The sequence below is a fragment of the Phyllobacterium sp. P30BS-XVII genome (assembly GCF_014138335.1).
GTDB classification, from domain to species: Bacteria; Pseudomonadota; Alphaproteobacteria; order Rhizobiales; family Rhizobiaceae; genus Phyllobacterium; species Phyllobacterium meliloti.
The window spans coordinates 699,455-725,863 of the sequence record NZ_JACGXO010000001.1; the positions used below are offsets into that span (position 1 = coordinate 699,455).

At 55.1% G+C, this 26,409-nt stretch carries 26 protein-coding genes; 11 read left to right on the plus strand and 15 right to left on the minus strand.

Annotated elements, in window-relative coordinates; genetic code table 11:
* Positions 1–94: 94 nt before the first annotated feature.
* Together FHW17_RS03435 and FHW17_RS03440 are read left to right on the plus strand one after the other, a co-directional pair.
* On the plus strand, positions 95–769 hold the full coding sequence (locus FHW17_RS03435; RefSeq protein WP_091879399.1) for a response regulator transcription factor: 675 nt from the start codon (positions 95–97) through the stop codon (positions 767–769).
* Entirely contained in the window at positions 766–2,202 is a 1,437-nt protein-coding gene (locus FHW17_RS03440) for a HAMP domain-containing sensor histidine kinase (RefSeq protein WP_182509218.1), read from the plus strand. The genes FHW17_RS03435 and FHW17_RS03440 overlap by 4 nt, the downstream gene beginning before the upstream one ends.
* An 8-nt stretch (positions 2,203–2,210) precedes the next feature.
* On the opposite strand, the gene FHW17_RS03445 is transcribed toward FHW17_RS03440, so the two are convergent.
* A complete protein-coding gene (locus FHW17_RS03445) occupies positions 2,211–2,687 on the minus strand; it encodes a MarR family transcriptional regulator (RefSeq protein WP_112522797.1) in 477 nt (158 codons plus the stop codon).
* A gap of 154 nt (positions 2,688–2,841) precedes the next feature.
* On the opposite strand from FHW17_RS03445, the gene FHW17_RS03450 reads away from it, so the two are divergent.
* Positions 2,842–3,264, plus strand: coding sequence for an organic hydroperoxide resistance protein (locus FHW17_RS03450; RefSeq protein ID WP_091879403.1), 423 nt, complete (start codon positions 2,842–2,844; stop codon positions 3,262–3,264).
* Positions 3,265–3,457: 193 nt separating this feature from the next.
* Positions 3,458–4,279 carry an alpha/beta hydrolase gene (locus FHW17_RS03455; protein WP_112523103.1) on the plus strand — a complete coding sequence of 274 codons (822 nt, stop codon included), beginning with the start codon at positions 3,458–3,460 and terminating at the stop codon, positions 4,277–4,279.
* A gap of 51 nt (positions 4,280–4,330) precedes the next feature.
* Here the strand turns inward: FHW17_RS03455 and FHW17_RS03460 are convergent, their stop codons facing one another.
* The 4 genes from FHW17_RS03460 to tam all read right to left on the minus strand — a co-directional run bounded on the left by FHW17_RS03460 (position 4,331) and on the right by tam (position 9,636).
* Positions 4,331–6,382, minus strand: a complete 2,052-nt coding sequence (locus FHW17_RS03460; protein WP_112522798.1) for a M3 family metallopeptidase — start codon at positions 6,380–6,382, stop codon at positions 4,331–4,333.
* Between the two features lie 141 nt (positions 6,383–6,523).
* A complete protein-coding gene (locus FHW17_RS03465; RefSeq protein ID WP_112522799.1) occupies positions 6,524–7,747 on the minus strand; it encodes an argininosuccinate synthase in 1,224 nt (407 codons plus the stop codon).
* 103 nt (positions 7,748–7,850) lie between these two features.
* Complete coding sequence (locus tag FHW17_RS03470) at positions 7,851–8,627, minus strand: phosphatase PAP2 family protein (protein WP_112522800.1); 777 nt, start codon at positions 8,625–8,627, stop codon at positions 7,851–7,853.
* Between the two features lie 202 nt (positions 8,628–8,829).
* Positions 8,830–9,636, minus strand: coding sequence for a trans-aconitate 2-methyltransferase (gene tam, locus FHW17_RS03475; protein WP_348643706.1), 807 nt, complete (start codon positions 9,634–9,636; stop codon positions 8,830–8,832).
* Between the two features lie 114 nt (positions 9,637–9,750).
* On the opposite strand from tam, the gene FHW17_RS03480 reads away from it, so the two are divergent.
* The gene (locus FHW17_RS03480) at positions 9,751–10,674 is read left to right on the plus strand and encodes a LysR family transcriptional regulator (protein ID WP_182509221.1); all 924 of its coding nucleotides are present in this window, start codon (positions 9,751–9,753) and stop codon (positions 10,672–10,674) included.
* 103 nt (positions 10,675–10,777) lie between these two features.
* Complete coding sequence (locus FHW17_RS03485; protein ID WP_091879412.1) at positions 10,778–11,419, plus strand: LysE family translocator; 642 nt, start codon at positions 10,778–10,780, stop codon at positions 11,417–11,419.
* A 10-nt stretch (positions 11,420–11,429) separates the two neighbouring features.
* On the opposite strand, the gene FHW17_RS03490 is transcribed toward FHW17_RS03485, so the two are convergent.
* From FHW17_RS03490 to FHW17_RS03510, 5 genes are all read right to left on the minus strand, one after another.
* Positions 11,430–11,867, minus strand: a complete 438-nt coding sequence (locus FHW17_RS03490; RefSeq protein ID WP_091879414.1) for a hypothetical protein — start codon at positions 11,865–11,867, stop codon at positions 11,430–11,432.
* The gene (gene rlmN, locus FHW17_RS03495) at positions 11,864–13,045 is read right to left on the minus strand and encodes a 23S rRNA (adenine(2503)-C(2))-methyltransferase RlmN (RefSeq protein WP_227988229.1); all 1,182 of its coding nucleotides are present in this window, start codon (positions 13,043–13,045) and stop codon (positions 11,864–11,866) included. Before rlmN ends, FHW17_RS03490 begins: the two co-directional genes overlap by 4 nt.
* A 179-nt stretch (positions 13,046–13,224) precedes the next feature.
* On the minus strand, positions 13,225–13,728 hold the full coding sequence (locus FHW17_RS03500; RefSeq protein ID WP_091879417.1) for an invasion associated locus B family protein: 504 nt from the start codon (positions 13,726–13,728) through the stop codon (positions 13,225–13,227).
* A gap of 289 nt (positions 13,729–14,017) precedes the next feature.
* The gene (locus FHW17_RS03505) at positions 14,018–14,398 is read right to left on the minus strand and encodes a YkvA family protein (protein ID WP_112522805.1); all 381 of its coding nucleotides are present in this window, start codon (positions 14,396–14,398) and stop codon (positions 14,018–14,020) included.
* An 87-nt stretch (positions 14,399–14,485) separates the two neighbouring features.
* Positions 14,486–14,782 carry a 4a-hydroxytetrahydrobiopterin dehydratase gene (locus FHW17_RS03510; RefSeq protein ID WP_112523104.1) on the minus strand — a complete coding sequence of 99 codons (297 nt, stop codon included), beginning with the start codon at positions 14,780–14,782 and terminating at the stop codon, positions 14,486–14,488.
* Positions 14,783–14,839: 57 nt separating this feature from the next.
* Between FHW17_RS03510 and FHW17_RS03515 the strand changes: the two genes are divergently transcribed.
* Positions 14,840–15,310 carry a low molecular weight protein-tyrosine-phosphatase gene (locus tag FHW17_RS03515; RefSeq protein ID WP_112522806.1) on the plus strand — a complete coding sequence of 157 codons (471 nt, stop codon included), beginning with the start codon at positions 14,840–14,842 and terminating at the stop codon, positions 15,308–15,310.
* On the opposite strand, the gene thpR is transcribed toward FHW17_RS03515, so the two are convergent.
* Positions 15,262–15,855, minus strand: coding sequence for an RNA 2',3'-cyclic phosphodiesterase (thpR, locus tag FHW17_RS03520; RefSeq protein WP_091879423.1), 594 nt, complete (start codon positions 15,853–15,855; stop codon positions 15,262–15,264). The genes FHW17_RS03515 and thpR overlap by 49 nt on opposite strands.
* A 216-nt stretch (positions 15,856–16,071) precedes the next feature.
* Positions 16,072–16,755 carry an arylesterase gene (locus FHW17_RS03525; protein ID WP_112522807.1) on the minus strand — a complete coding sequence of 228 codons (684 nt, stop codon included), beginning with the start codon at positions 16,753–16,755 and terminating at the stop codon, positions 16,072–16,074.
* Between the two features lie 70 nt (positions 16,756–16,825).
* Here FHW17_RS03525 and FHW17_RS03530 point away from each other — a divergent pair, with 70 nt between their 5' ends.
* The 4 genes from FHW17_RS03530 (at position 16,826) to FHW17_RS03545 (ending at position 21,831) form a co-directional block, all read left to right on the plus strand.
* The gene (locus FHW17_RS03530) at positions 16,826–17,530 is read left to right on the plus strand and encodes an ABC transporter ATP-binding protein (protein ID WP_112522808.1); all 705 of its coding nucleotides are present in this window, start codon (positions 16,826–16,828) and stop codon (positions 17,528–17,530) included.
* Entirely contained in the window at positions 17,527–20,091 is a 2,565-nt protein-coding gene (locus FHW17_RS03535; RefSeq protein WP_182509222.1) for an ABC transporter permease, read from the plus strand. Before FHW17_RS03530 ends, FHW17_RS03535 begins: the two co-directional genes overlap by 4 nt.
* 191 nt (positions 20,092–20,282) lie before the next feature.
* Positions 20,283–21,059: a Bax inhibitor-1/YccA family protein gene (locus FHW17_RS03540; RefSeq protein ID WP_091879429.1), complete on the plus strand. Its 777-nt coding sequence runs from the start codon at positions 20,283–20,285 to the stop codon at positions 21,057–21,059.
* 223 nt (positions 21,060–21,282) lie between these two features.
* The gene (locus tag FHW17_RS03545) at positions 21,283–21,831 is read left to right on the plus strand and encodes a GNAT family N-acetyltransferase (RefSeq protein ID WP_182509223.1); all 549 of its coding nucleotides are present in this window, start codon (positions 21,283–21,285) and stop codon (positions 21,829–21,831) included.
* A gap of 6 nt (positions 21,832–21,837) precedes the next feature.
* Here the strand turns inward: FHW17_RS03545 and FHW17_RS03550 are convergent, their stop codons facing one another.
* The 3 genes from FHW17_RS03550 to acnA all read right to left on the minus strand — a co-directional run bounded on the left by FHW17_RS03550 (position 21,838) and on the right by acnA (position 26,269).
* Positions 21,838–22,209, minus strand: a complete 372-nt coding sequence (locus FHW17_RS03550; RefSeq protein WP_112522812.1) for a DUF2794 domain-containing protein — start codon at positions 22,207–22,209, stop codon at positions 21,838–21,840.
* A 393-nt stretch (positions 22,210–22,602) separates the two neighbouring features.
* Positions 22,603–23,373 carry a DUF1223 domain-containing protein gene (locus tag FHW17_RS03555; RefSeq protein WP_210275787.1) on the minus strand — a complete coding sequence of 257 codons (771 nt, stop codon included), beginning with the start codon at positions 23,371–23,373 and terminating at the stop codon, positions 22,603–22,605.
* A 208-nt stretch (positions 23,374–23,581) separates the two neighbouring features.
* Entirely contained in the window at positions 23,582–26,269 is a 2,688-nt protein-coding gene (acnA, locus tag FHW17_RS03560; RefSeq protein ID WP_182509224.1) for an aconitate hydratase AcnA, read from the minus strand.
* Positions 26,270–26,409: the final 140 nt, after the last annotated feature.

Below are 26,409 nucleotides of genomic sequence, written 5' to 3' on the forward strand. Positions count from 1 at the left end.
TGCGAGCAACACTGCATTTATCTGCAAGTCATGATAAAGATTTTGTTACCACACGCGGGCCTTATTGCCGGTGTTTTACCAATGGAGAATTTCAATGCGCATCTTGCTGCTTGAGGACGAGCCTGAGATGGCTTCGGTCCTGAAAGCCGCGCTGGAGCGTCGCGATGTGATCGTCGACCATGTATCGACATTGGCCGATGCCGAGGCTATGGCAAAATTTGGTCCCTATGACGCTGTGGTGCTGGATAGGCGGTTGCCGGATGGCGAAGGCTTGAGCCTCATTCCGCGTCTGCGGGCCCTGCATGTTGATGCGCCGGTGATCGTACTGACGGCCATGAGCAGCCTTAATGATCGCGTTGCCGGACTGGATGCGGGTGCCGATGACTATATGGTCAAGCCTTTTGCCACGGAAGAGCTGATGGCGCGCTTGCGCGCATTGCACCGGCGTCCATTCACCCTACGTGCAGAGCAGACAGTCATTGGCCGGTTGACTTATGATTTCCGCCACCGTGAGGCGCTCATTGATGATCAGCCACTGGAATTGCCGCGGCGGGAGAGGCTGGTGCTTGAGACCTTGATCCGTCGGCCGGGGCGTACTGTCCTGCGCGCCACGCTCGAAGAATCTGTCTATGCCATGGATGATGAGATTGGCTCGAATGCGCTTGATGCCCATGTGTCACGGCTGCGGCGCAAGCTGGAAGATGTGGCCGCAGGTGTCGAGATACGGGCTATACGCAATCTTGGCTATCTGTTACGGGCAACTGCATGAAGAAAATTCGTCCGCGCTCGTTGCAATGGGTTCTGGTACGCAGGCTCATTGTGCTGCAGGCAACGACGCTGCTTATCTTCATCGGGCTGTTTTCGCTGGTCTTGTGGGTGGCCAATCCAAAGCTGCTTGTCGATAATGAAGCGGCTGTGGATCTTCTGAAAAGCGCAATCGACCGGGATGCCGACGGCAAGCTGATCGTGCGTGACACTGCAGAACTGAATGCATTCCGCGAGGAGTTTCCCAGACTGTGGTTCATTGCGCGCGATACAGGCGGGCAGTCCGTACAGCAGGGCGATATCCCCCTTGGTTATGAGAATGATACCAGCGATCTATTGAAGGCCGTAGATCATGCGACTGTTGGCTTTAGCGAGGGTGATTTACGCCCTGAAGCTGTCGTCTCGAAAATCGATACCAAGGCCGGCCCCATCCAGGTCATCACCTCTACGCGGGCATCTCGCGATGAAAACGAGGGCCTGGAAATCAATATTGATATGCAAGTGGATATGGCGCGCAATCCGGATGGTAGTACGGCCTGGATAAGGGTCGTTCCGGTTCTCATTATCGTCATCATCGCGCTGCTTCTGCCCATTATCATCGTGATGGGCGTGACGACACTGGTTACAACACCGGCAGTTGTGCGGCGGTCGCTGGCTGGGCTTGTTGCAACGGCCACTCAGGCGGGACGTATTGATATCAATAACCGTGCAATGCAATTGCCCATCGAACAGGTGCCGCTGGAAATTACGCCGCTGGTTCAGGCTTTCAACCACGCGCTTGCCCGGCTTGGCCAGGGCTATGATCAGCACAATCGCTTTCTGACGGATGCGGCACATGAGCTGCGTACGCCCATTGCTATCCTGCGAACGCGAGCTGAGCTTCTGACGGAAGATCCGCAAAGTGCCCGTTTGCTACAGGATATCGAGCGTTTGTCGCATCTGGCGCAGCAATTGCTCGACCGTCAATTGCTTGACCAGCCGGTTGGGCCGGGTGAGGTTGTCGATCTCGTACCGTTGGCTGGTCAGATCGTTGCGGATTTTGCGCCTTTGGCAATTGCTGCGGGTTACGATCTTTCCTTCGAACCACCGGCAAAGCCAGTCTATGTTCAGGTCAATACGTTGCAGATCGAACAGGCTGTTGCAAACCTCATCCGCAATGCAATCGAGCATTGCGACGGGAAGGGAACAATCACCGTATTGGTTGACGAGACGGGTGGTATTGAAGTTCGTGATGAAGGACCGGGTATTCCGGAGGAAGAGCATGAACATGTGTTCGAGCCCTTCTACCGTCTGCGGCCTCGCTCCAGCGGGGCTGGTCTCGGCCTTAACCTCACTCGTCAGATTGCCCGATTGCATGGCGGGCGAGTCGATATATTGACCGGACCGTGGCGCGGTGCGCGTATTCGCCTGCAATTGCCAATACAAAAAGCGGCTTAAGCGATCCGCTATTTTACCTCGTCTATACTTTCGACCAGATTGTCCCGCATGGTGATCAGTTCCGATCTTAGAGATTTTGCCTCATCCATAGTGCATCCGAAGGCCTTACCCATGGCAACAGGTACGGCCTCGGCTTGCGCGCGCATCGCCCGGCCATCAGCAGTTAGACCAATTAGAACCTGACGCTCATCCACGGTGTCGCGGCGGCGTGTAATCAGTCCGGCGGTTTCCAATCGCTTGAGCAGGGGCGTCAGCGTACCGGAATCCAGACTGAGCTTGTCACCGATTGCTTTCACAGTCTGGTTCGCCTCTTCCCACAGGACGACCATCACAAGATATTGCGGATAAGTCAGGCCCAGCGCTGCAAGACGAGGCTGGTAGGCGCGCGTCACCGCGTTGGCGGTGGAATAGATGGCGAAACAGAGAAAATTCTCCAACTTGAGGAGAGATTCCTGATTGTTCATGCCTGCCTTTTCCATTGTCATTACTCCGTCGGTATTCCCGCACATCATACACAAAGCAATTAAATTGCGCATCATTTAATTTTTCGTAACTCATATACAGTTTCCTATTGCGCGCAATTCAATTGTGTGCAACTTAATACGCATCGAATTATCGATATAACCCAAGGAGCCCACCATGAGCATTCTCTACACCACCAAAGCGACAGCAACCGGCGGACGCGATGGCCGTGCATCCAGTGAGGATGGCCGCCTGAAAGTGACGTTGTCGACACCGAAGGAACTCGGCGGCAACGGGGCGGAAGGCACCAATCCCGAGCAGTTGTTTGGGGCCGGTTATTCAGCCTGCTTCATCGGTGCAATGAAGTTTGTTGCCTCGCAGAAGAAAATCAAATTGTCCGATGACACATCGGTTACTGCGACAGTCGGTATTGGTCCGCGTGAGGACGGCAAGGGCTTTGGCCTTGATGTTGCTCTTGCGGTGACATTGCCCGGCATCGATGCGGCAACTGCACGCGAAATCGTCGATGGCGCACACATCGTCTGCCCCTATTCGGAAGCCACCCGCAGCAATCTGAACGTTCGTATCTCCATCAACTAGGCCGCGGTTAATCCAGCGGTTCACGGAAATGACGACCATGAGCAAGAACAAAACTCTTCTGACGTCCCGCCGCTCCTTTCTGACAGCAGGTGCAGGTCTTGTTGCTGCCGTCAGTCTCAAGGTCGGCGGTGTGCAAGCAGCAGACAAGCCGAACAAAACCAAATCTAAAGAGCCAGTCAAAGGACAAAAGGTCATGACAACATTCACGACGAAAGATGGCACCGAGATCTACTATAAGGATTGGGGCAAAGGACAGCCGGTTGTGTTCAGCCATGGCTGGCCGCTGAATGCCGATGCCTGGGAAGATCAGATGGTTTTCCTTGCCTCGAACGGCTACCGCGCCATTGCGCATGACCGGCGCGGCCATGGCCGTTCCAGTCAGCCGTGGAACGGCAACGACATGGATACCTATGCCGACGATCTGGCAGAACTTGTCGAAAAGCTTGATCTGAAAGACGCCATTCACGTTGGCCATTCAACTGGTGGCGGTGAAGTTGCCCGCTATATCGGTCGCCATGGCACCAAGCGCGTGGCCAAGGCGGTGCTGGTCGGCGCTGTGCCACCGTTAATGTTGAAAACGGCGGCCAATCCCGGTGGTCTGCCGATCGAAGTGTTCAATGGCATTCGCGATGGGGTAGCTGCTGATCGCTCGCAGTTCTTCAAGGACCTGACGACACCTTTCTATGGAGCCAATCGTCCCGGCGCCAAGGTTTCGCAAGGTGTACGCGATGCTTTCTGGCTTCAGGGCATGCAGGGCGGGCTGAAGAATGAACTTGATTGCATCAAGGCATTCTCCGAAACGGATTTTACGGAAGATCTGAAGAAGTTCGACATACCGACCCTGTTTATCCATGGGGATGACGATCAGATCGTGCCAATCGATGATTCAGCCAAGATCGCCACAACTTTGGTCAAAGGCTCAAAGTTGACGATCTATCCGGGCGCACCGCATGGTCTGGCAACCACCCACAAGGATCTGCTCAACAAGGATCTGCTGGCATTTGCCAAGGCTTGATCGATTGAGAAAAACCCGCCGCACTCGCTAGAGCGCGGCGGGTTTTTGATTTCAGGCAAGGCCGCGCTTTTCGATCATCGCGTCCGGTGTTGGCATCTTGCCACGGAAGGCCTTGTACAATTCTTCCGGATCGCGGCTGCCGCCGGCCGAATAGATATATTGCTTCAGCTTTTTCGCGAGATCGGCGTTGAAAACATCGCCAGTTTCCTCGAATGCCTTGAAAGCATCGGCATCGAGCACTTCCGACCACATGTAGGAATAGTAACCAGCGGAGTAACCATCGCCGGAGAATACGTGGGTAAAGTGCGGGGTGCGATGACGCATGATGATGGCATCAGGCATGGAGAGGCCTTTCAGCGTATCGGCCTCAAATTGGATTGGATCAACCGGAGGCGTGCCGTCCGCATGGAAGGCCATATCGACCAGTGCGGAGGAGGTGAACTCCACCGTATTGAAACCGGCATTGAACGTGTTGGCTGCAAGTACCTTGTCGAGAAGCGCCTTTGGCATGGCTTCACCGGTACGGTAATGCACCGCATATTTTTCCAGAACCTCCGGCACCGTTAGCCAATGTTCGTAAAGCTGTGATGGCAGTTCGACAAAATCGCGCGAAACTGACGTTCCGGAGACGGCTGGCCATGTCACATCGGACAGGAGGCCATGCAACGCATGACCAAACTCGTGGAAAAGAGTGCGTGCGCCATCCAGTGAAAGAAGCGCTGGTTCGCCCTTTGGAGGTTTGGCGAAGTTCATGACGTTGTAAATAATCGGCTTCTGGCCGCCATCGAGCTTATGCTGAGATTGCAACGCACTCATCCATGCACCGGAGCGTTTGGATTGCCGGTTGAAATAGTCGCCGAGGAAAAGGCCACGACGACTGCCGTCAGGATTTTGCACTTCCCAGACACGCACATCGGGATGCCAGGTTGGAATGCCGGTCTTTTCTTCAAAGCGAATACCGAAGAGACGCGTAGCCACATCGAAACAGGCTTCGATGATCTTCTCAAGTTGGAGATAGGGTTTAAGTTCGGCCTCGTCGAAAGCAAAACGCTCGTTGCGCAGCTTTTCGGCGTAATAGCGCCAGTCCCACGGCGCCACCTTGTGGTTGCGGCCTTCCGCAGCGATCAGGCGTTCCAAATCAATCTCTTCTTCAGCAGCCCGGTTGCGCGCCTTGTCCCAGACGGGTTCCAGCAGATCCATGACGGCCTTGGGTGTCTTGGCCATAGTATCGTCAAGCTTGTAGGCGGCAAAGCTGTGATACCCAAGCAGCTTGGCTTTTTCGGCACGCAGCGACACCATTTCGGCAACGATGGCGCGATTATCCGTTGCTCCACCGTTCTCGCCGCGTGCGGCCCAGGCCCGGAACGCTTTTTCGCGCAGGGAACGGTCTTCTGAAAAGGAGAGGAAGGGCTCAATGATCGAGCGAGAGAGGGTGACGGCCCAGGCGTCTGGCCGGTCCCGTTCCTCAGCTGCGCCGCGCATGGCGGCGCGGACAAAATCGGGCAAACCTTCCATCTGTGCTTCGTCGGTTATGAACAGCGCCCAATCAGCTTCGTCCTTGAGGACATTCTGACCGAACTGCGCACCAAGGCTGGCCAGTTTTTCATTGATATCGGCAAGACGGGTCTTGCCCTGTTCATCGAGCCGCGCACCGCTGCGCACAAAACCTTTCCATGTCTTTTCCAGAACGCGGTCGGTTTCCGCATCGAGGCCAAGGAAATCCCGCTGCTCGTAAAGCGAGTCAATACGGGCAAACAGCTGCGGGTTCATCATGATTGATGAGTAATGGCGCGACATTTTGGGCGCGAAGACACGCTCCAGCGCCTGAATCGCCTCGTTGGTGTGCGCACCAGCGCGTAACCAGAAGATGGAGGAAACGCGATCCAGACCTTCACCTGATAGTTGCAATGCCTTCAGCGTGTTCTCAATGGTCGGCGCTTCGTGATGATTGACGATAGCTTCCACATCGGCAAGATCAGCCGCAAGGGCCGCGTCAAAGGCCGGAGCGAAATCATCATCCGTAAAGGCTGTGAAATCGGGGAGTCCGAGCGGTCCGGTCCAGTCCGTCAATGCAGGGTTGATAGACGTTTTTTCTAAGGACATGGGAAAGCTCCGGCATGGATGATGAACTGTGGTTCTAACATCTAAGGCGGCAATGGAGCGACCACAAGTCAACAGTGCCAGAAAGCTTGTCACCCAAACGAAAAACGGGGCTTGCGCCCCGTCATCATCTGCATTTTGCTATCAGCTATTACGCTTGCGCGCGGCCAGCGTCCGCAGGCGCAGGGCGTTCAGGCGGATGAAGCCCGCGGCATCCTTCTGGTCATAGGCGCCACGATCATCTTCAAAAGTGACGAGCGCATCGGAATAGAGCGACTTCTTCGATTTGCGGCCTGAGACCATCACATTGCCCTTGTAGAGCTTGAGGCGCACGACGCCTTCCACATCTTCCTGGCTCTTGTCGATCATGGCCTGCAGCATCTCGCGCTCCGGTGAGTACCAGAAGCCATTATAGATGAGTTCGGCATAGCGGGGCATGAACTCATCCTTGAGATGGGCTGCACCGCGATCCAGCGTGATCGATTCCATGGCGCGGTGCGCCGCGAGCAGGATTGTACCGCCGGGTGTTTCATAGACGCCGCGTGATTTCATTCCAACGAAACGGTTTTCGACCAGATCAAGACGGCCAATGCCGTTGTCGCGGCCCAGATCGTTGAGCGTCTTCAGCAGTGTTGCCGGTGAAAGCGGCTTGCCATCAATCGCCACGGCATCGCCCTTTTCAAAGGCGATCTCGATTTCGGTCACCTTGTCGGGTGCATCCATGGGCGAAATGGTGCGCTGATGCACATATTCAGGCGCTTCCTGCCACGGGTCTTCCAGAACCTTACCCTCGGAAGACGAATGCAAGAGGTTCGCATCGACGGAGAACGGGGCTTCGCCGAGCTTGTCCTTGGCGATCGGAATCTGATGCTCGCGGGCAAATTCAATAAGGTCGGTACGGGATTTGAACGTCCAGTCACGCCATGGGGCGATAACCTTGATGTCGGGGTTCAGCGCATAGGCGGAGAGTTCGAAGCGCACCTGATCATTGCCTTTGCCGGTCGCGCCATGGGCGATTGCGTCGGCGCCGGTACGGGCAGCAATTTCCACAAGGTGCTTTGAGATCAATGGGCGGGCAATGGATGTACCGAGCAAGTAGACGCCCTCATAAACGGCATTGGCGCGGAACATCGGAAAGACGAAATCGCGGACGAATTCTTCACGCACATCCTCGATATAGATTTCCTTGATGCCGAGCATCTCGGCCTTCTTGCGCGCTGGTTCCAGCTCTTCGCCCTGACCAAGGTCAGCGGTAAAGGTGACGACTTCCGCGCCGAGTTCCGTTTGCAGCCATTTGAGGATGATGGATGTATCGAGACCGCCCGAATAGGCCAGCACGACTTTCTTGACGTCTTTCCACTTGTTCATTCTGTTTCCCTGACTGCCTGGCAGCCCTGCTGTCGTTTTGATGAAGGTGGGGTTCTTTTATCAGTTGGGGCAATGTTGGCAAGATCAGCTTTGATCGTGTGTATCAGACGCGGGGAAAGCGGCGCGCGGTCCACATCTCGCAAAGACAGGTCAACACACAAAAGACGATCACGGTTGAGAGAGACCCCAGTATCACATCTGAAATGTAGTGCCGACCGAAAGCAACCCGCAGCACGTCGGTGACAATGATGATGACCATTATGGGCAACGCCAGTCTTCGCCTGACTTCATGTGGCCATAGAGGGAGTAGGCAGATAAGCCAGGCTATGCCGGCGGCCTCTCCCGAAACGAAAGAGCAATTGTGCTGGCAGGCATTCGACCACTGCGCAGCTGCCACGAAAGGTTGTTCGCCGCCAAAAAGCAGTGCGTTCGCCGGGCGGGGACGTCCGATGAATTCTTTCATGAAAGCATTGACCAGCAGTCCGGGCCCAATAGCCAGTGTGACGAGAGCCACCGTTGAGATGCGGATTCTTTCATGGCTCCAGCGCAGACCGGAGGCGAGATCGCGCAACGCAATCGTGACGATCACGGAAGCTGCCACGATTGGAAGTGCATAAAAAGCGCGCCGCAATGTCTTGAGGAGAGGAACCTCTGCCGCCGGGAAATCTCCACAAATCTTGGCCCCAACGGTTGTCACGCAATCGGACGCAAAAAAGAACAGCGATGTGACTGATTTATCGATCTCCGGCACATGATTGAACAGGATAGCAAGTGCTGCCCACAGGATCATAAGGCTGATAGCAAGCGCTGGTTGGCTCCAGGCGCCAAAGCCATAGGGCGCCTTGCCACATGCGGCAGATGTTGTTCGATAATAAACCATACGGCTCTCTGGCTGAAATACTGGTCCGTTCTGGCGTGCAATGATTGCAGTGTCATTACAGAACACGTTTTTCAACTGACTGGGGAAAGGTATTTAATTAAGGCTGCCAGATGTCAGCATTTTGAAACTCTAAATGCAAATGGCGGCCGATTGGCCGCCATTTGCATTGGAAGTTTGCTTTGCGTGTTTTGGAATATTGCTTTCAGCGTGTAGCGACCATGAACAGCCGTGGAAAGGGGAGAAGGACAGTGCCATCCGGCAATGCCGGATAAGCCTTTGCGACCGCACGTGTATATTGTTCGAGATAGGCCGCCCGTTCGTTTTCATCAAGTGGATCAAGATATGGCCGCAGACCCGTCCCCTTGAACCATTCTACAACGGCTGGCGCACCACCGGCGAGTGGATGGTGATAGGTGGTTTGCCAGATATCAACCTTGGAGGATATTGGGCGCAATATGCGATAATACCATTCCGCGCTTTGCCGTGGCGATCGCTGGCCAGCCGCTGCTGATAATTTAGCGGCCCATGGTCCGTCGGATGCGATTTCCCGCATCAATCGGTGCGTTGGCTCATCAAGATTGTTAGGGATCTGGACGGCAAGACTACCGCCCGTTGCGAGTTTGCTGATCAGATTCGGCAAGAGCGTGGCGTGATCGGGAAGCCACTGGATGACGGCATTGGCCAAGATGACATCATAAGGTCCGTTGCCGTTCCAGCGCGCAATATCGGCCACCTCGAATGTGACTTCAGGCAGTCGCTTGCGGGCCGCTTCTATCATATCTTCCGAACTGTCTATTCCCGTCACAGCGGCTTTGGGAAAACGGGCAATCAGAACTTCGGTGGAATTGCCAGGCCCACAGCCAATGTCGACAGCCGAGCGGGCATAAACGCCCGGAACCGCCGCCAGCAGATCACGCACGGGACGTGTGCGCTCATCTTCGAATTTGACATATTGTTCAGCGGACCAGCTCACGACAGGCCTCCTATGGCTATCGGACCGGCAGGAGATGGGAGGGCGTGGAGCATACTGATACCTCAATCGTAAAATTGGATGTTGGCAGAATAAACGCCTCGCCCTATGATTTCCAATGCATGGTTTTAGTAATTTTAATACTTAAAAGGTATGGCTTTGATTGATCTACGGCGGTTGCGAGCCTTTGTTGCTCTTGCAGAAGAAGGGCATGTAACGCGTGCGGCGGAGCGATTGGGTATGCAACAGCCGCCGCTGACACGTCTCCTTCAAAGTCTTGAAGCCGATCTTGGGGTTCTTCTGATGCACCGTATGCCGCGCGGGGTTCGCCCGACGGAGGCCGGCAAAGTGCTGCTTGATGAGGCGAGGATCATTTTGGCGCGTGCCGATGGTGTTGCCGCCATGGTTCACCGGGCAGCGCGGGGCGAACAAGGCCACCTTGCCATAGGATTCACCAGTTCTGCTGCCCTTCACCCCATCGTGCCGAAGATGCTGCGTGCCTTTCGTGAAAACCTCCCGCAGGTCTCGGTTTCGCTTGAAGAAGCAGGCACTGCCGAACTGGTGGACGCCCTTCTGCATGAGCGACTGGACGCTGCCTTTATTCGCTCGCCTGTTGGCCGTACACCGGGTTTGCGGATCGATTCAGTGCTGGAAGAGCCAATGCTCGTTGCACTCCCGGTCGGACACCGGCTTGCAACGGATAGCGCGTCACGCTTGCTGCTGACCGAATTGGCCAGTGAGCCTTTTATTCTTTATCGCCGATCGGCGGGGCCGGGCCTTTATGACACGATCCTCACAGCGTGCCGCGAAGCTGGATTTAGCCCTGTTGTGGCACAGGAGGCGCCGCGTTTAACAGCGACGCTCAGTCTGGTCGCCGCGGGATTCGGAATTTCTCTTGTGCCCGCGTCCATGCAGCGTCTGGGTGGAGAAGGTATTGTCTATAAAGCGGTTGCAGGCAGTTCAAGATTGATAGCGCCCCTGCTTCTGGCCATGCGTCAGGCCCATCCCGTGCCCGCGCTCGCACAGTTTCGCAGTCTCGTACAGCGTATAGTCGCCGCGCAAGAAAGAGAGAATTGAGCCCTTGAGGTAACGATAAAAGAAAAACACCAAGAACCGTCAAAATCGAGTGGCCAAAACAATGCGTCCGCGTTAGCTTCCGCGAGTTTCGACGGAGCGCCCGATGACCTTCATTCCAGAATGGCCGATTATCCTGCAATTTGCGATTGCAACTTTTGTCTTGTCCATCACGCCGGGACCTGACATGACGCTTTTTGTTGGCCGGGCCCTATCCGAAGGCAAGGCGGCGGGTTTTGCCTGCCTGTCGGGTGCCAATTGCGGGATTGTCGTACATACGACGATGGTGGCGCTCGGGCTTTCCGCACTGATTATTGCGTCGCCGACGGCCTTTTTTGTTCTCAAGATTGTAGGAGCGGGCTACCTTGTCTGGCTTGCATTTCAGGCTATTCGCAAGGGTTCTGCGTTTTCGCCGGAAAAGAAAAGTGGCCCCTCGCATACGCTGTTCCAGAACTGGTTGACCGGGATTGGCATTAATTTGCTTAACCCGAAGATCATCCTGTTCTTCATGACATTCCTGCCGCAATTTGTTTCGGCAAATGATCCGCATGCGCCGGGCAAGCTCTTCTTCCTTGGCCTGCTTTTCATTCCGCTGTCGCTGCCTGTTGTTACACCGATGATTCTTGCGGCTGATCGCTTCGCCGGCCTTTTGAAAAAGAATCCGACAGTAACCCGCGTGACCGATTGGCTGTTTGCTGGCGTGTTCTCGGCATTTGCCGCAAAAATCCTGATGGCGCAGGCGAAATAGAAGCTGGGGTTTAAGCGCGAGGATCGCTTGGCCGGGTTGGCAAGACCAATCCGGCGCTGCGTCCTGAAACGAGCCAGTAGACAAAACCGCCAACAACGCCTGTGGCAAGAATTGCTGCAAAAGTATCAATGTCTTCCGTTTGCGGGCGCCACTTCCAAACGATGACGACCACAGCTGTTGCCGCACCGCCAAGCGTATAGAAGAGCCAGTCACGCCAGGCGGTCAGTTCTGCAAATACGATGAGAATGAAAGCCGGTATGAACACACTATAACCGATGACCACGGCGAAGGCTGGAACGGTGAGATAAAGAAACGGGCCATCGCTGCCGATCAACTCCGAGCTGCCGAGCAGCAACAGGTTGAGAAAGAGCGAAGCTGCGAAGATAGCGCAGACAAAACCGAATACGATCAGGGTAAAGCGGAAGAGGTAGAGGGCAAACTGGCTCAATCTTCGCCGTGCCCAGCGATCATGGCCGCTTCAAATGCGAGACGGTCTGTCTTCTTCATCCGTTCCGATTCCGATTTCAACTGTCCGCAGGCCGCCAGAATATCGCGACCGCGCGGTGTGCGGATCGGCGAGGCATAACCTGCATTGTTGACGTAATCGGCAAATTTTTCGATCTGTTCCCATTCCGAGCACTGGTAGTTCACGCCGGGCCATGGGTTGAACGGTATAAGATTGATCTTGGCCGGAATGCCCCTGAGCATCCGCACCAATTCCTTGGCATCTTCAAGCGAATCGTTAACGCCGCGAAGCATCACATATTCAAAGGTGATGCGTTTGGAATTGGACAGGCTCGGATAGGCCCGGCAGGCATCAAGCAATTCCTTGAGTGGGTACTTCTTGTTGATGGGCACCAGCATATCGCGCAGATCATCGTTTACGGCGTGTAGGGAAATGGCGAGCATAACGCCGATTTCCTCACCGGTGCGATAGATTTCCGGAACAACGCCTGATGTGGACAGCGTAATGCGGCGCTTCGACAGGGACAGGCCGTCACCGTCAGAGGCGATCAGCAATGCCTTCTTTACATTCTCGAAATTGTACAGCGGTTCGCCCATGCCCATCATGACGATGTTGGAGACCTTGCGGCCTTCGGCAGGCACAATGGCGCCATCGGGCGTGTTGCGATCCGGGAAGTCACCGAGCCGGTCACGCGCGATCAGAAGCTGCGAGAGGATTTCCTCTGCCGTCAGGTTGCGGACCAGCTTCTGTGTGCCTGTGTGGCAGAAAGAGCAGGTCAGTGTGCAACCCACCTGACTGGAAATGCACAGCGTGCCGCGGCCTTCTTCGGGAATATAGACGGTTTCAATCTCAACCGGGCGGCCTGCGCCGCGCGGTGGAAAGCGGAAAAGCCACTTGCGGGTACCGTCGGTGGAAATCTGTTCCTCGACGATCTCAGGCCGGGCAATGGTGAAATGGCGATCCAGCAGTTCGCGCATATCGCGGGAAATGTTGAGCATATCAGCGAAATCCGACACGCCGCGCACATAGAGCCAGTGCCAGAGCTGTGCGACGCGCATTTTGATCTGCCGTTCGGCCACGCCAATTTCAGCCAATGCTTCGCCCATCTCGGCGCGTGACAGGCCGATCAGTGTTGGCTTGCCATTCATGGCGGCAAGCATGGCATCACGGGATTTGTCCCGGGCAAACGACTGGGTCTCAGGCAAAACGGACATAGGATTTTCTAACATTCTTTCGTGAAGCGCGGCTCATACCACGTTCTGGCCGTGCCGTCACCTCCACATGCAAAAAGGCCGGACAGCGGATGTCCGGCCTTTCCATCGGGGAAGTGTCGATGGGCTTACTTGCAGGTGGCGATGGCCTTGAGCGCAGCCGAAACGCCTTTGAGCGAATAGGTGTAGCTTGTCTTGGTGCCGCGCTTGGAAACCGCATTGATGGACATGGTATGACCGGTACGAAGGGCTGCAACCAGCTGCGGCTCTTCAGCTGCGTTTTCCATCCAGCCATGGCTACCATTTGTGAACATGGAGAAGCTGCGCGCATCAATGGTTACAGTAACCTTCGAATTGACCTGAAGATCATAACCCGCCTTGAACTGTGGTTCGAAGCTGACGTTCTGCCCGGGCTTCTGGCTGACCATGAAGAAGTTGTCGCCGTGATCGAGCTTTACAGGCTGCTTGTCGACAGGCACGGACAGGACATAACAAACCTTGCCCTTGCCCTGCTGATAGCTATAGGCGCCCCATGCGTTGAACTGGCTGATTTGACTTGGGGTCTGGGCAAGAGCCGTCCCTGTCAGCCCAAGCATGAGCACAGAGGTCGCTACGATTGATTTTCCAAACATGTTACCTACCAGTTTTTGTCGTTCACTTCATAACTTACGAACCGGCAAGAGCTGTGAAGCCGCATTGTCCAGTTCGCTTTCTCTTAATTTGACTTAATCTGGGTTACCAAACGGTGAAGATGGGGTCAAAAAAGCGATTTTTGTAAGCGAGAAGATCACGTTGTTTATCCAAAATTTCGCGGCGTCACTCCAGCGGAATAAAAGCGGCGACACTTTGACATTTCACCCTATCACGGGGATGTGATGGAAAAACAACCCGGCAAGAGGTCCGCTTCGGGCAGATTTAAGCTCAGTTACCCTTGTCGAGATCCTCGATCGCTTTCTTTGCCGCCTCACGATGAGCCGGTGTGATGTGGTTGCGTATGGCGTTCAGTGCCGCCATGAGCACGGCCACGTCATCGGTGAAGCCGAGACCGAAGATGAAGTCGGGAATAACGTCGAAGGGCATGACAAAATAGGCAAGCGCCGCAAGCAGTGTGCCGCGAACCCTGAACGGAGTGGACGGGTCGAGAGCGCAATAATAACCGGCAATGACCTCATCGAGAAAAGGTATGGACTTGGCTGCTTTACGTGCAGTTTTCCAGAACCGCGCACGCACGGTTTCCTCTCGGGAGCGCTGATCATATTCGCTACCCGGCTGCAGAATTTCACCAATTTTGACGTTATCCATTCCTCTTCCTTCAAGTTATAGGCCCCGATACAAAGGAAAACATGGTAAGAGCTGGTCACGGCTACAAGACTTTTGCCAATAATATCGTCAATTGGCGGCAAAATGGTTCATGGCTTCAGCCATTGTGACATCAAGCTTTGTGATGCCATCTGCGTCATGCGTGGCCAATGTTACATCAACGCGATTGTAGACATTGAACCACTCAGGGTGATGGTCCATCTTTTCGGCAAGAAGAGCCACGCGGGTCATGAAGCCGAACGCTGCATTGAAGTCCTCGAACCTGAATGATTTATGGATAGCTTCACGATCTCCCATTTTGGACCAGCCGGTCAGGTCCTGCAGGGCTTCATCAAGTTCGCTGGCATCTAACCGGTTGCGCGCCATGGTTGGTTTCCTCATATACATCAAATTATTTTCCTCCTGACCATAGTGTAACCGCCCATGAAAACCCATCCGCTTCGCTCTGTTCTTTTTGTGTGCCTTGGCAATATCTGCCGCTCTCCGCTGGCCGAAGGCGTGTTTCGCTCGGTCCTTGCCACGGAAGGAAAAGGCCAGGGGGTTCTCATTGATTCCGCTGGAACCAATGGCTATCACACGGGCGAAGCACCGGATGAACGGTCGATTCTTGCGGCGAAGCAGCATGGGATTGATATTTCCGGCCAGCGCTGCCGACAGCTCAAAGCTGAGGATTTCGCGGACTTCGATCTGATCCTCGGTATGGATCGCGCCAATGTGGCAGCCATCGAGGCGCGGCGTCCGGCAAAAGCGACGGCGAAAACCGGTCTGTTCAGTGAGGTCGCACTTGGCGAAGCCAGTCAGATACCCGATCCCTATTATGGAACCGGGGCAGACTTTGAGCGTGTCTATCTGATGGTTCTCAAGGCCTCCAGAGGCCTCTCAAAACTCTTCTGATAGGTGCGAGGTGATTCCAGAGGCCAGGCCTCCTCGACGATGTAGGGACCGCCACCCACGGAATCGCGCGAAGACATCAGGACGAAGCGCCCGATGTTGAAGGGCATCGTGGAGAAATTACCGCGTGAGGCGAGATAGTGCGCGACTTCCTCGTTACGGGCATTGCGCAGCCGTGCCAGTGTAACATGCGGCGTGAATTTGCGCGGATCAGCCGGCAGCATCAGCCTTTGGCAAATGCGCTCGATCTCGCCGTGAAGCGCCTGAATGTCCGGCGATGGTGAAACGGCGGCAAAAACGCTATGGGGCTTTTTCGATCCGAATGCATTCACGCCCGAAAGCTGAAGTGTGAATGATGGTCGCCTTATGCGGTCGAGCGCGTTGGCTACCTCATCGGCTACATGGCCTTCGACATCACCGATAAAGCGCAGTGTGATGTGATAGTTTTCGACATCGATCCAGCGAGCGCCTGGCAAACCACCGCGTAAGAGCGATAGTGAGAGAGCGGCGTCCCTCGGGATCTCGAGGGCAGTAAAGAGACGCGGCATAAAGCATCCTCCCCGAATCGAGTTATAACCTCAGGGAATCATTGAATGAGTCCAAGAGCAAGGCACAATTTCACATTCTTTTGCGCCGCGACAAATAAGACACGCAAGATGTGGTGTTAAGATGACAACAATGTGGATAGCTTGCCCCCAAGGTTAAGGAGCATCCGGGTGATCAGTTAGGCCCGCAACTGGTCTTGTTGCGGGCTCCATGCAGCCTTACTGGTCGGTACTATCTGATGTATCCGACGTTACCGTTGGCTGTTTGATTGTTTTTTGCATGATCGGAAGGAAACCCTTCACCATCACGGCGACACCTTGTGTGGTTGGATGCATACCATCGGCCTGTAGCAGCGATGCTTCTGTCGCTATGCCGTCCATGAAGAACGGGTAGAGCGGCACGTCATATTTCTTCGCAAGATCGGGGAAGATCGCGTTGAACTTCTGTTCGTAATCACCGCCCATATTTGGCGGCGCCAGCATTCCGGCAAGAATGACCTGAATTTTACGCTTCTGCAGCTTTTCGATCATTTCAGCCAGGTTCTTTTCGCTAATCTCTGGCGAGATACCCCTCAGGGCGTCATTGGCACCAAGTTCGAGAATGACAAGATCAGTACCATCCGGAACGGACCAGTCGAGACGCGCAAGGCCGCCCGTCGTCGTATCACCAGCGACACCGGCATTGGCGATCGAAATCTCGACGCCTTTGTCTTTCAGAGATTTTTCCAGCTGGGCGGTAAAGGAGTCCTGAACCGGAAGTTCAAAGCCAGACATCAGACTGTCGCCAAATCCGACGACGGAGAGCGCATGACCGGACACGGCATTTTGATTGGCCAAGGCGAGGGATGGCAGGGCAACAAGGCCGAGCGACACAATGATCTTTATCAATGGTTTGAATATCATCTTCGGGTACCCATATCTGACCGGATGCGACTAAAGTCGGTGTCGACCATATCGTAAAGGATCTGCTTTCGTGACTAAATCCGTCATCACGCTCGATCACATTGAGTTGACTCTAGGGTCGGGTGCTTCCTCCGTCCATGTTCTCAAAGGCATATCGCTCGCCATTAACAGCGGGCAATCGGTGGGAATTGTCGGACCATCAGGTTCCGGAAAGTCGACCTTGCTGATGGTTCTTGCCGGGCTTGAACGGATCGATTCCGGCTCGGTCGAAATTGCCGGGCAAAAGCTGGAGACTATGACCGAGGATGCGACGGCTGCCTTTCGCGGCACGAATATCGGTATTGTTTTTCAGTCCTTTCATCTCATTCCCAATATGACCGCGCTTGAAAACGTTGCTGTTCCGCTGGAACTGGCTGGCAACCCCGACGCCTTTGCCATCGCCGAGCGTGAACTGGCAGCGGTCGGACTGGCAGACCGCGTGACCCATTATCCCGGAGAATTGTCGGGCGGTGAGCAACAACGCGTGGCCATCGCCCGTGCCCTTGCACCATCGCCAAAAATCCTGATTGCCGACGAGCCCACCGGCAATCTTGATACGACGACTGGTCGGCAGATTGCCGATCTTTTGTTCCAGAAGCAGAAAGATCTCGGACTTACGCTGGTGCTCGTCACCCACGATCCGGCGCTATCAGCCCGTTGTGATCGCGAAATTCGCGTTCGTTCCGGATTGATCGAGGCGGATGAGCATGCACCGGAGCTGAAGAAAACCGCATGAGTGCGACCAGATCCTCCACGTCGCCCTCTTTGCGGTTGGCGCTGCGTTTCGCTCTGCGCGAGATGCGCAATGGCCTGTCAGGGTTTTACATTTTCCTTGCCTGTATTGCCTTGGGCGTTGCAGCCATTGGCGGGGTCAACTCCGTTGCCAATTCTGTGACATCAGGCATTTCCACGCAGGGCCAAAGCATTCTGGGTGGCGACATTCGTTTTCAACTCAACCAGCGTGAGGTTAATCCAGACGAGCGTGCCTTTGTGGAAAGCAAGGGCCGCGTTGCCGTCAGCGCCAATATGCGATCCATGGCTCGTTTGGCCGATGGTTCTGATCAGTCGCTGGTGGAGGTAAAGGCGGTCGATAATGCCTATCCGCTCTATGGTTCCCTTGATACGGCGCCGGTGCTGGACAGAGATGCGCTCTTTGCTGACAAAAACGGAGCATTCGGCGCCGCTGTTGCGCAGATTTTTCTTGACCGGCTTAACCTCAAGCTGGGTGATCGGATATTGCTCGGTTCTGCAACGTTCGAATTACGGGCTGTGATCAACAACGAGCCGGATGTTCTGTCGGATGGTTTTGGATTCGCCCCGCGTTTTCTGGTGTCGCTTGATGGATTGCGTGCTGCGGGGCTGGTCCAGCCGGGCAGCCTGGTCGAGCACAGCTACAAGATTGCCCTGCCCGTCGGGGCGAGCGAAGCCGATATCACCGCTATCCGCAACGAGGCACAAACAAAGTTTCCGCAAGCTGGCTGGACCATCCGCAGCCGTACCAATGCCGCGCCGTCTTTGAGCGCCAATGTCGAGCGGTTCTCGCAGTTTTTGACACTGGTTGGTCTAACGGCATTGATCGTCGGAGGCGTCGGTGTTGCCAATGCGGTACGTGCCTATCTCGACGGCAAACGCGGCGTCATCGCCACCTTCAAGTCATTGGGCGCTCCGGGTTGGTTTGTCATCGCCGTCTATCTGATCCAGATCGTGCTGATTGCCCTTATCGGCATCGCAATTGGATTGGTTCTCGCGGCAATCATTCCTTACGTAGCAGGTTACGCCCTGCAGAGCGTGCTGCCAATCGCTGCCAAGGGCGGCTTTTATCCGGGAGCGCTCGCTTGGGCTGCATTGTTTGGCCTGTTGACCACGCTCGCTTTTGCCATTCTGCCGCTGGGCCGGGCCCGGGACATTCCGGCAACGGCCCTGTTCCGCGAGCAGGGTTTTGATCAGCGCGGTTGGCCCAAACCCGTCTACATCGCCGTGGCGGTTGCCCTTGTTGCCATCCTTTGTCTGTTGGCAGTGTTCTTCGCTTACGACCGGCGTATTGCAGTCACATTTATTGGTGCTGTTGCGTTTTCATTCCTTGTTTTGCGTGCGGTTTCCAGTCTCGTGCAGTGGCTCGCACGCCGCGCGCCACGGGTTCGTTCCACTGCACTTCGCCTTGCCATAGGTAATATCCACCGGCCGGGCGCGTTGACGCCGTCGGTCGTCCTGTCGCTCGGTCTGGGTTTGACACTTCTGGTGACACTCGCCTTAATCGACGGCAGCCTGCGCCAGCAATTGGCCGGTAACTTGCCGGAGCGCGCGCCAAACTTCTTCTTTGTCGATATCCAGAGTACGCAGGTCGACCAGTTCACCAGCCTTCTGCAGAAAGCTGCGCCACAGGGCAAGATCGTCAGCGCTCCGATGTTGCGCGGACGTATCGTTGCCTTCAATGGCACGGATATTGGCAAGCTCACCATACCGCCGGAAGGTGCGTGGGTATTGCGCGGCGATCGCGGCATTACCTATGCGAAGAAGCTACCTGAAAATTCGGTCCTTACTGCCGGTAACTGGTGGCCGGAGGATTATGCGGGTGAACCGCTGGTATCATTCTCGGCGGAAGAGGCGCGCAATCTCGGTCTTAAACTGGGCGACACAGTCACGGTTAATGCGCTTGGCCGTAATGTTACGGCACGGATCGCTAATTTCCGGCAAGTGCAGTGGGAATCTCTGGCGATCAATTTCGTCATGGTTTTCTCGCCCAATGCCTTTGCCGGCGCTCCCCACGCATGGCTTGCCACTTTGACTGACCCTTCGGCAACCACGCAGGAAGACGCAACGGTCATGCGTGACGTTACCCGTGCCTTCCCGGCTGTCACTTCGGTGCGGGTCAAGGATGCAATTTCAATTGCCAATGAACTTGTGGGCCAACTGGCCGTTGCCATCCGTGCGGCGGCATCGGTGGCGCTGATTGCCTCGATCCTTGTGCTTGGCGGAGCGCTTGCCGCTGGTAATCGTGCCCGTGTACACGATGCGGTGGTCCTGAAGACCCTTGGAGCAACGCGGCGCACGCTCATCAAGGCTTTCAGCTATGAGTATGTGATCCTTGGACTGGCGACGGCAACTTTCGCGCTTTTTGCTGGCGGTTTGGCCGCCTGGTATGTGATCGTGCGTGTCATGAAGCTGCCTGCATCGTTCCAGCCGGAGGTGGCGGTTTCGACTCTGGTGCTGGCACTGGTTCTGACTGTTGGTTTCGGGTTGGCGGGAACTTGGAGAATACTTGGTCAAAAGGCTGCGCCAATTCTGCGAAACCTCTGAAATCGTTAAAAAAGCGTAATATTTATGCATTTTGCGACCGTTTGGTGGTCCAACACGCGATCTTGAGTAAAACAGGACTTGTTATCGCCTTGTTGAATCCCCATAATTCTCGGCAAGGCATGCTGGGGTCCCGCCAGCGGCGCCTGGGAATAACCCCCGACACCCGACGGGACGTAGCAATGAGGAAAACCATGGCTGACTATCGCAACATCCAGGCCCGTACATCGGCCGGAGTGCGTGTGGACGCGGGGATCGATCAAGGTCTGCGCAGCTACATGCTGAAGGTCTATAACATGATGGGGATCGGTCTCGCAGTGACCGGTCTGGCCGCACTCGCAATCGTTTATCTCGCAACCACCAACGATCCTTCCCTTGCCGCAGCACAAATGTCAAACGGCAAGATGCTGACGAGCTTCGGTGTTGTTTTCTATACATCGCCGTTGAAATGGGTCGTCATGCTCGCACCACTCGCCGCAGTGTTCTTCCTGAGCTTCCGCATCGAAAAAATGTCGGTTCCTGCAGCCCAGGCAACATTCTGGGTTTATGCTGCGCTTGTAGGTCTTTCACTGTCGACAGTCTTTCTGGTGTTTACATCGGGCAGCATCGTCCAGACATTCTTTATCACCGCTGCATCTTTCGGTGCTTTGTCGCTTTACGGCTACACAACGAAGCGCGATCTCTCCGGAATGGGCTCGTTCCTGTTCATGGGCTTGATCGGTATTCTGCTTGCAGGTTTGGTCAATATCTTCCTGCAGTCGAGTGCTTTGCAGTTCGCAATATCGGCGATCGGTGTTCTGGTCTTTGCTGGCCTGACTGCCTATGACACGCAGAGCATCAAGGAAATGTACTACGAGGGTGACAGTTCAGACACTTATGGCCGCAAGGCTATCATGGGTGCGCTGCGTCTCTATCTCGACTTCATCAACATGTTCATGTTCCTGCTGCAGTTTCTGGGCAACCGTAACTGATCGCAGGCGACACAAACGGACGGATGAGGGCAGCGGTGACGCTGCCCTTTTCTTTGGACGTTGCGAAAAGCATAGCGCGTGGTTCGCCTTTCGACAGGCTCAGGATGAGGGGAGTTATATTCTGCAACGCTTGCGATTAGCGTTGCATCCAACCCTCCCCCTCATGGTGAGCTTGTCGAACCACGCACACCATAATCTTATGTTTACAGACTGATGGCGAGCCATGACCAGTATTCATATCCGCCCGGCCCAGCCCTCCGACCTGCCAGCCATCACCGCCGTTTATCGCGACGCCGTTTTACATGGTACCGCAACCTACGAAATCGAGCCCCCGGATATAGCCGAAATGACGCGCCGATTTCACATAATCACCAGTGACGGCTTTCCCTATTGTGTGGCGGAGATCAACGGTGTGGTCGCCGGTTATGCTTATGCCAGTTATTTCCGCACCCGCCCGGCCTATTGGTGGAGCGTAGAGGATTCGATCTACATTGCGCCCGAAGCCAAGGGAAAGGGCATTGGTAAGGCCCTGTTGCAACGGTTGATTATTGATTGCACCGCACTTGGCTTCCGTCAGTTCATCGCTGTCATTGGCGATGGCCACGACGCATCAGCATCGGTGCGTCTGCACACAAGTTGCGGGTTCAAACATTCAGGAATAATCAAAGGTTCCGGTTTCAAGCATGGCCGCTGGCTGGATACTGTCCTGATGCAGCTCGATATGAATGGCGGCACCGAGACACTCCCAAACACGGCACCCCTGAAAGGCTGAGCGTTTCTAGCTCTGGACAATCCGCAGGGATTTGTCGAAGATTTTCAGCACGCGGTCGAGTTCCATGCCCCGTTTGAGAATAAGGCCGCTTGCGGCGATCACGCTATAGGCACCTTGTTTGCGCGCCAGCCGCGGATTTTTTTCAATACGGTACATCGGTACTTCACTGGTGCGGCGAAACACGGAAAACACGGCACGGTCGCTCAGATGATCAATGGCATAATCACGCCATTCACCCGATGAGACCATAAAACCATATATTCTGAGAATTTGATCAAGTTCCCGCCGATTGAATGTAACGGGGAGATCGCGTGCGCTGGAGAGCGAAATGAGTTTTGCCTGCTGTTGCGATTCGTCGCCACCTGCATTGCTGTCCATCAATCAATCCGCCTTTAGATTTGCTGTATGACAACTGGATGACAGAAGGGTGACCTGTTCCGCCTATATTTACAAGACCGTATCGCGCAAAGCCTCGATAAATGAACATAAAACCTGCCGGTAAAGGGCTTTCTCACGAAGCAATACGTGCTGTTTCGATTGGTGATATCGGGTCACATTTTCGCCACTTTACCTTCGCATTACCGCCCGATTCCAGACCGAACCTGCACCCGTTGTCTGAGACGGTTCGGCCTTGAGCGGTCCGATACCCCAAGCCCCCCGCCCAAACGGGCTGTTCTGGCCGAACCATTCAGTCTCCCAGATGACAACAAGCCCCAAGACTCCAGGCTGGTTCTACCAGCCTTTTTTCTTTTTCAGGAATAGCTTTTAAAATCAGGGCTTTGTCATGATCGATGCACCGATAATCGGACCCGGTTTACCCTCGCCAAGCATCTCCTGCAACAGGACAGCACAGCCCGAGGCCTTCTTGCTGGCGATCTCGGTCAGCGGAATTTCGATCTTCTGTGATTTGCCATCCCACATACCAACCGTTTCCATGGCGCGCACGCTATTGGCATAGCTCACATTGCGTCCGCCATTCTCCCCATCGGGGATGGCAACAATCGTTTCCTTGTTGAAATAGGCAAGGAGAACACGCACCGGATTTTTTGCGGCAGGGCCTTCACCAATATTGATAATCAGCCGATCAGGCGATGTTTTTTCGATGGAGACGGGGACGGTCAGGCCAGAATCACCGCTGCGCATCTCATCGATTCGGCGACGGATACGCGTGCCATCCTGACCATTGACGTGTTCGCGGCCATTGAGGATTGCCTGTGGTGTGTAGACACCTGTCAGACCAAGCGCCTTGCGATAGGCATTCTGGCGCGCGGTATTTTCTGGTAATGCGAGATTGTCGATCCAGCCACGATAATCCCAGTAGTCAACGTGAAAAGCCAGAGCGACGACCTTGCCTTCCGCAACCAACTGCTTGAGCACAGCATCAGCGGGAGGGCATGAGCCGCAGCCCTGCGACGTATAGAGTTCGACCACGCCATCGGGTTTCTTGCCAATGTCTTCAGCGCAAACTGGCCAAGCAAACGCAGCGGCCGCGAAGAGCGGGCTGGCGATAAGAATGGCTTTGAACAGAGGGCGCAGGGTCAAGGGTACGAGCTTTCTTCCCGAATTCTTCTTCGATCTTCCATGAGAGTGATTGCCAGATAATTGATAGGGATGCGTTATATCAAGAGGAAGTCACTTTGAGGTGAATTCAATCACGTTTACAGGCAAAACCTTATAAATATTGGATGAACCGTGCAAAAAAGGCCGCCGGTTGCCCGGCGGCCATTCATTTCTTCACATATCTGCTGGTTTAAGCAGCGAGATCGCGCAGCACGTACTGGAGGATGCCGCCGTTCTTGAGGTATTCGAGTTCATCGATTGTATCGATGCGGCAGATAAGCGGGACCTGTTTGACGGTGCCATCGGCGAACGTCACCGTGGCATGGGTCTTCTGGCGCGGCTGGATCGTGGCAAGTCCTTCGATCGAAACCGTCTCGTCACCCTTCAGACCGAGTGACTGCCAGCTGGTGCCATCCTCAAGCACGAATGGGACAATGCCCATGCCAACAAGGTTCGAGCGGTGGATGCGTTCGAACGACTGGGAGATCACGGCGCGAACACCAAGAAGATTGGTGCCCTTGGCCGCCCAGTCACGCGATGAACCATTGCCATATTCAATACCGGCGAAGATGACCAGCGGGACATTCTCCGTGCGATACTGCATGGCCGCATCATAGATCGGCATTTCCTCTTTCGAGGGATAATGGATCGTGTAACCACCTTCGCGGCCGTTCTCGCCGAGCATGTGGTTGCGGATGCGGATATTGGCAAACGTGCCGCGCATCATCACTTCGTGGTTGCCACGCCGTGTGCCGTACTGGTTGAAGTCGAGCGGTGCTACACCATGATCGGTAAGATACTTGCCCGCAGGCGAAGCCGCCTTGATCGAACCGGCCGGAGAAATGTGGTCGGTGGTGATCTTGTCGCCGAACAGACCAAGGATGCGTGCGCCCTTGATGTCATTGACGGTGCCCGGTGTCTTGCCCATGCCGACAAAGTATGGCGGGTTCTGCACATAGGTGGAATTGTCGTCCCATGCATAGGTCTGGCCTGCCGGAACCTTGACGTCCTGCCAGTTCTGGTCGCCCTTGAACACATCCGCATATTTGGCGGAGAACAGCTTGCGGGTAACGTTTTTGGTGATGAACTCCTGGATCTCATGCGAAGACGGCCAGATGTCCTTGAGGAACACCGGATTGCCGTTCTGGTCTTCACCCAGAGGTTCTGTCGTCAGGTCCTTGGTGACTGATCCGGCCAGCGCGTAGGCAACAACCAGTGGCGGTGAAGCCAGATAGTTGGCCTGAACATCAGGCGAGACGCGGCCTTCAAAGTTGCGGTTGCCGGAAAGAACAGCCGCCGCAATCAGACCCTTGTCATTGATGGTCTTGGAGATCGGCGCAGGCAGCGGACCCGAATTGCCGATGCAGGTGGTGCAGCCAAAGCCAACCAGATTGAAGCCAAGCTTGTCGAGTTCAACCTGTAAGCCTGCGCTTTCCAGATAGGCGGCCACAACCTGCGAACCGGGAGCCAATGAAGTCTTGACCCATGGCTTTGACTTCAGGCCCTTGGCGGCAGCATTGCGGGCGAGAAGACCAGCGGCAATCAGCACGCTCGGGTTTGACGTGTTGGTGCAGGAGGTGATTGCAGCAATGGCAACATCGCCATGGCCGAGATCATAATCCTCACCTTCAACCGCATAGCGGGCCTCAAGCTGGGTGGTCTTCTTGTATTCCTTCTGCAGCGACTCGTGGAAACCGGCTGCGATGTCTTCGAGCGCAATGCGGCCTTCCGGGCGCTTCGGGCCAGCCATGGATGGAACAACAGTACCGAGGTCCAGTTCCAGTGTGTCGGTAAAGACAGGATCGGCGGAACCCGGCTCACGCCACATGCCCTGCGCCTTTGAATAGGCTTCAACCAGCGCCAGACGCTCTTCATCGCGGCCGGACATGTGCATGTAGTTGATGGTCTCGCGGTCAATCGGGAAGAAACCGCAGGTCGCACCATATTCCGGACCCATATTGCCGATGGTGGCCCGGTCAGCCAGCGTCATGCTTTCAAGCCCGGGACCGAAGAACTCGACGAACTTGCCGACAACACCCTTCTTGCGCAGCATCTGCACGACGGTCAGCACCAGATCGGTTGCCGTCACACCTTCCTTGACCTTGCCGGTCAGGCGGAAGCCGATAACCTCCGGCAGAAGCATGGATACCGGCTGGCCCAGCATGGATGCTTCAGCTTCAATGCCGCCAACACCCCAGCCGAGAACACCAAGGCCATTGACCATGGTTGTGTGCGAATCGGTGCCAACACAGGTATCGGGATAGGCAACGGTGACGCCGTCCTCTTCCTTGGTCCAGACGGCCTGTGCCAGATATTCCAGATTGACCTGATGGCAGATGCCGGTGCCGGGCGGAACAACGCGGAAGTTCTTGAACGCCTGCTGGCCCCACTTCAGGAAGCGGTAGCGCTCGCCATTGCGTTCATATTCCAGATCCACATTGCGCTTGAAAGCCTGCGGATTGCCGAACTCATCAACGATGACCGAGTGATCGATGACCAGATCAACCGGAACCAGCGGGTTGATCTTCTCAGGATCGCCGCCAAGGTTCACCATGGCATCGCGCATCGCAGCCAGATCAACAACCGCCGGAACACCGGTGAAATCCTGCATCAGAACCCGCGCGGGGCGATAGGCAATCTCTGCACCTGCACTGCCACGGTCGACAAGCCATTTGGCAACGTTTTCAATGTCCTTCTTGAAAACCGAGCGGTTATCTTCGAAGCGAAGCAGGTTTTCGAGGAGGACTTTCATCGAGAACGGAAGTTTGGAAATGCCTTCCAGGCCGTTTTTCTCAGCTTCGGTCAAGCTGTAATAGACATATTCCTTATCCCCTACGGTTAGGGTTTTACGGCATTTGAAACTGTCGATTTGAGACATGTTGCGTCGTCCTTATGCTACTGGCCTCACCCGGGACGAACGCCTTTGCCGCGTTTCAAGGACGCGCTAAGGTGCGGGTGCAGTCATTTCCGCTGTCCGTCCCGCTACAGGTCCGAAAAGGTGCCCGTATGGAGATCGGC

Excerpts from the sequence above, each read along its gene's own strand:
- rlmN (WP_227988229.1), bottom strand. The coding sequence starts at position 13,045 with ATGCTTGCCGCCATGAATGGCAAGCCAACACTGATCGGCCTGTCACGC.
- FHW17_RS03445 (WP_112522797.1), bottom strand. The coding sequence starts at position 2,687 with ATGACAATGGAAAAGGCAGGCATGAACAATCAGGAATCTCTCCTCAAG.
- FHW17_RS03550 (WP_112522812.1), bottom strand. The coding sequence starts at position 22,209 with ATGGACAGCAATGCAGGTGGCGACGAATCGCAACAGCAGGCAAAACTC.
- FHW17_RS03505 (WP_112522805.1), bottom strand. The coding sequence starts at position 14,398 with ATGGATAACGTCAAAATTGGTGAAATTCTGCAGCCGGGTAGCGAATAT.
- thpR (WP_091879423.1), bottom strand. The coding sequence starts at position 15,855 with ATGCCGCGTCTCTTTACTGCCCTCGAGATCCCGAGGGACGCCGCTCTC.
- FHW17_RS03470 (WP_112522800.1), bottom strand. The coding sequence starts at position 8,627 with ATGGTTTATTATCGAACAACATCTGCCGCATGTGGCAAGGCGCCCTAT.
- FHW17_RS03480 (WP_182509221.1), top strand. The coding sequence starts at position 9,751 with ATGGCTTTGATTGATCTACGGCGGTTGCGAGCCTTTGTTGCTCTTGCA.
- FHW17_RS03465 (WP_112522799.1), bottom strand. The coding sequence starts at position 7,747 with ATGAACAAGTGGAAAGACGTCAAGAAAGTCGTGCTGGCCTATTCGGGC.
- FHW17_RS03460 (WP_112522798.1), bottom strand. The coding sequence starts at position 6,382 with ATGTCCTTAGAAAAAACGTCTATCAACCCTGCATTGACGGACTGGACC.
- FHW17_RS03440 (WP_182509218.1), top strand. The coding sequence starts at position 766 with ATGAAGAAAATTCGTCCGCGCTCGTTGCAATGGGTTCTGGTACGCAGG.
- FHW17_RS03500 (WP_091879417.1), bottom strand. The coding sequence starts at position 13,728 with ATGTTTGGAAAATCAATCGTAGCGACCTCTGTGCTCATGCTTGGGCTG.
- FHW17_RS03485 (WP_091879412.1), top strand. The coding sequence starts at position 10,778 with ATGACCTTCATTCCAGAATGGCCGATTATCCTGCAATTTGCGATTGCA.
- FHW17_RS03450 (WP_091879403.1), top strand. The coding sequence starts at position 2,842 with ATGAGCATTCTCTACACCACCAAAGCGACAGCAACCGGCGGACGCGAT.
- FHW17_RS03515 (WP_112522806.1), top strand. The coding sequence starts at position 14,840 with ATGAAAACCCATCCGCTTCGCTCTGTTCTTTTTGTGTGCCTTGGCAAT.
- FHW17_RS03510 (WP_112523104.1), bottom strand. The coding sequence starts at position 14,782 with ATGGCGCGCAACCGGTTAGATGCCAGCGAACTTGATGAAGCCCTGCAG.
- acnA (WP_182509224.1), bottom strand. The coding sequence starts at position 26,269 with ATGTCTCAAATCGACAGTTTCAAATGCCGTAAAACCCTAACCGTAGGG.
- FHW17_RS03455 (WP_112523103.1), top strand. The coding sequence starts at position 3,458 with ATGACAACATTCACGACGAAAGATGGCACCGAGATCTACTATAAGGAT.
- FHW17_RS03540 (WP_091879429.1), top strand. The coding sequence starts at position 20,283 with ATGGCTGACTATCGCAACATCCAGGCCCGTACATCGGCCGGAGTGCGT.
- FHW17_RS03435 (WP_091879399.1), top strand. The coding sequence starts at position 95 with ATGCGCATCTTGCTGCTTGAGGACGAGCCTGAGATGGCTTCGGTCCTG.
- FHW17_RS03545 (WP_182509223.1), top strand. The coding sequence starts at position 21,283 with ATGACCAGTATTCATATCCGCCCGGCCCAGCCCTCCGACCTGCCAGCC.
- FHW17_RS03525 (WP_112522807.1), bottom strand. The coding sequence starts at position 16,755 with ATGATATTCAAACCATTGATAAAGATCATTGTGTCGCTCGGCCTTGTT.
- FHW17_RS03535 (WP_182509222.1), top strand. The coding sequence starts at position 17,527 with ATGAGTGCGACCAGATCCTCCACGTCGCCCTCTTTGCGGTTGGCGCTG.